The sequence below is a fragment of the Microvirga sp. P4_G7 genome, from assembly GCF_056401005.1.
In genome coordinates this window covers 1-3,156 of record NZ_JBFUKD010000453.1, presented here as the reverse complement: position 1 = coordinate 3,156, position 3,156 = coordinate 1, and the positions used below count along the sequence as shown (strand labels likewise).

General features: G+C 59.8%; 3 protein-coding genes. All 3 read right to left on the bottom strand.

Annotation, left to right across the window (positions count from 1 at the left end; translation table 11 throughout):
• Positions 1-37: 37 nt before the first annotated feature.
• The 3 genes from AC1DT3_RS16240 to AC1DT3_RS16230 are packed head-to-tail and all read right to left on the bottom strand — an operon-like array spanning position 38 to position 2,648.
• Positions 38-421: a response regulator gene (locus tag AC1DT3_RS16240; protein WP_477466280.1), complete on the bottom strand. Its 384-nt coding sequence runs from the start codon at positions 419-421 to the stop codon at positions 38-40.
• A gap of 44 nt (positions 422-465) precedes the next feature.
• Positions 466-954 carry a chemotaxis protein CheW gene (locus AC1DT3_RS16235; RefSeq protein WP_477466279.1) on the bottom strand — a complete coding sequence of 163 codons (489 nt, stop codon included), beginning with the start codon at positions 952-954 and terminating at the stop codon, positions 466-468.
• 2 nt (positions 955-956) lie between these two features.
• A complete protein-coding gene (locus tag AC1DT3_RS16230; protein WP_477466278.1) occupies positions 957-2,648 on the bottom strand; it encodes a methyl-accepting chemotaxis protein in 1,692 nt (563 codons plus the stop codon).
• Between the last annotated feature and the right edge of the window lie 508 nt (positions 2,649-3,156).

Here is a 3,156-nt window from a genome sequence, read left to right as displayed (position 1 = left end):
CTCTTATGCGTATTCATGCCGCTGGCCCTTCAACTCTCTAAGCGCCGAGAACGGCCGTGATCTTCGCCTGCAAAGTCTGGGCGTTGAAGGGCTTCACGATGTAGTTGTTGACGCCTGCCTTCTTTGCCGCAACGACGTTCTCCGTCTTCGATTCTGCGGTGACCATGATGAATGGCAGGTTCTGCAGCTTTTCGTCCGCGCGAACATGCTGCAGGAGTTCGTAGCCTGTCATCGGCTCCATGTTCCAATCGGAGATCACGAGCCCGTACTCCTTCTCCCGCAGCTTTGCCAGGGCAGCGCCGCCGTCGGAAGCATCGTCGACATCGTTGAAGCCGACTTGCTTCAGGAGATTGCGAAGGATCCGAACCATCGTCTGATAGTCGTCGACGACGAGAACGGGCGTGGAGAAATCGAGGCTCATGCTGCAGTCCTATCTAGAGCAATGTGTAAGTTGCCAATTCCGGCTTATGCCGCCTCTCGTTCGGTTTCGAAAGCCAGAACGGCATCGACGTCGAGAATGATGAGAAGATTTTGATCGAGCTGGTGAACGCCCTTCGACAGGCTTGCCCAGCTCGGATCCATGTGCACGGGATTCGGTTGAAGGGCATCGGGATCGAGCTTCAACACTTCGCCGACTTCGTCGACGAGAAGTCCGTAGGACTCGCCGCGCTGCTCCAAGCCGACGGCCATCCTGCGATCGGTCGTCTCCATATCGGGCAGGCCGAGACGACGCCGCAGCGATACGGCCGTCACGACTCGTCCGCGCAGGTTGAGGAGACCGGCAATTTCGGGTGATGCAAGCGGAACGGCCGTGATGTCCGAGGCGACGAAGACGTCATGCACACGATCAATCGGCAACGCCAGCATCTGGCCGGCGACCATCACGGTCGGGTATTCGAGATGATCGGCAAAGGCCTTCGCATCTTCTTGGCGGTTGGTGTTTGCGTGTCGCATGATCAAGCTGCCTGAACGCCGGCGAGGAATGTATCGACTTCCTGTCCGAGTGTGTTTGAATGGCGTGCGAGTTCCTGTGCTGCGCCGAGGACTTGGGATGCGGCGGCTCCGGTTTCTCCGGCGCCCTGGCGGACGTCGCCGATATTGCCGGTGACCATTTCGGTGCCGCGGGCGGCTTCCTGGACGTTGCGGGCGATTTCGGCGGTGGCGGCCCCCTGCTCTTCCATGGCGGCGGCGATCGAGACCGAGATCTGCGACATCTCGGTGATGGTCTTGGCGATTTCCTGGATCGCCCGCACCGCTTCTTCGGTGGCGTTCTGCACCGAACCGATCTGGGCCGAGATCTCGTCGGTCGCTTTCGAGGTCTGGTTGGCGAGTTCCTTCACTTCGGAGGCGACGACGGCAAAGCCCTTTCCGGCTTCGCCCGCCCGTGCCGCTTCGATGGTGGCGTTGAGGGCGAGAAGGTTGGTCTGGCCGGCGATGTTGTTGATCAGCGCGATGACGTTGCCGATCTTCTCGGCCGAGGAGGCCAGGGTCTGCACGGTGTCGTTGGTGCGTTTGGCGTCGCCGACGGCGCGTTCGGCGATCTGGGACGACTGATTGACCTGGGCGGCGATTTCGCGGATCGAGATCGACAATTCCTCGGTTGCGGCGGCAACCGTCTGGACATTGGCCGAGGTCTGTTCGGCGGCCGAGGCGACGGTGACCGATTGGCCTCTGGTGCGATCGGCGACCTGGGTCATGGATTGCGCGGTCGCCTCCATTTCGGTGGCGGCGGCGGAGAGGCCCTGGGTGAGGGCCGAGACGTTGGTCTCGAACTGTCGGGTGACCTGGTCGAGCATCTGGGCGCGGCGCATCTTGGCGTCGTTGTCGGCCTGCTGCTCGGCGGCGAGGCGCCGGGCTTCGATGGCGTTCTGCTTGAACACATCGAGAGCGCGGGCGAGCGAGCCGACTTCGTCCTTGCGCTCGGCGCCGTCCACATCGACGTTGAGATCGCCGTTGGCCAGGCGCGACATGGCGTCGGTCATGCGGCTGAGCGGGCGGGTGATGCCGAAGATCGAGATCGCACCGATCAGACCCACCGCCGTCACAAGACCGACGATCGCAGCCACCATCAATTGAAGCGACGTCTGCGACGCGAGTTCGTCGGCTTCCTCTTTGGCGAGATCGAGCGCCTTTGTTTCCACGGCGGCTCTTTCGCCCAGCGCGTCGCGAACCTTGACCCGCAACTCACGGCCTTCGCCGTTGGTCAGCTTGAGAGAGCTGTCGTCGTTCCCCTTGAGGGTGAGCGCGACGCTCTTGTCGAGGACGGCGAAGTACGAGCCGATCAGATTCTGGAGTCCTTCGACGATCGTGCGACGCTCCGGAGTGTCGGCGAGATCGGCGAGCGCCTTCAATTCCGCAAGCGCGAGCTTGCGATACTCCTCGTACCGTTGGGCGAAGGTGCGGCGCGTTTCGGGATCGCCGTCGAGAAGCATGTTCTTCTCTTGCACGGTGGCTTCGTTCACCGATGCATTGATCGCACGCACATGAATCAAACGCGCCGCCTCGATGGTGACGAGATCTTCCGTGTTGCGGGCGAGAGAATCGAGGCCTGTTCTCGCCAAGGCGACGAGGCCGATGGCGATCGCGACGAAGATCGTCACCGGAATTGCGAGCTTCATGATGAGCCGCAAGTTGTTGATCAGGCGCATTCCAATCTCCGCACGACAGAAGAGTTCTTTCTCTCCTTGAATCGATACGGCAACCAGTCTCTATAAATGGTTAATTTGTCAGGAGTTTCTGACAGATCAGACTAGATTTTGATCTCGAAGCCGCCCTTTGGTCGCGAGCCTTCACCGCCCGAACAGATCACGGATCCGTGATCGTGCGAATTTTTCGACAAAGGTGAAACAGGTCCTGATTCCAGAACTGAATCAGTGCCTCTCCTCTCGGAGATACACCCTCGCTATGGCCTCTCTGCAACACCTGTAAGGAAGTGTTAATCCGGAGTCTAAGGACTCATGTTTGTCATTGACGTTACGTTAACAGACCTACACTTTCGGGTTACCTCTTCTGATTCGGAGGGGGACGTCATGAAGGTCTGAAAAGAGGTCGATTGACGGTTCGGTTTATGGAGGCTGGGGGGCCTTGAACCATGTATGTCGTCGTTGACGAACGGCAGATCGTGACTGCCGGTTATGTTGCGAGTTTCAATCGCGA

Coding starts and splice junctions, on each gene's coding strand:
- AC1DT3_RS16230 (WP_477466278.1), bottom strand. CDS start 2,648: ATGCGCCTGATCAACAACTTGCGGCTCATCATGAAGCTCGCAATTCCG.
- AC1DT3_RS16235 (WP_477466279.1), bottom strand. CDS start 954: ATGCGACACGCAAACACCAACCGCCAAGAAGATGCGAAGGCCTTTGCC.
- AC1DT3_RS16240 (WP_477466280.1), bottom strand. CDS start 421: ATGAGCCTCGATTTCTCCACGCCCGTTCTCGTCGTCGACGACTATCAG.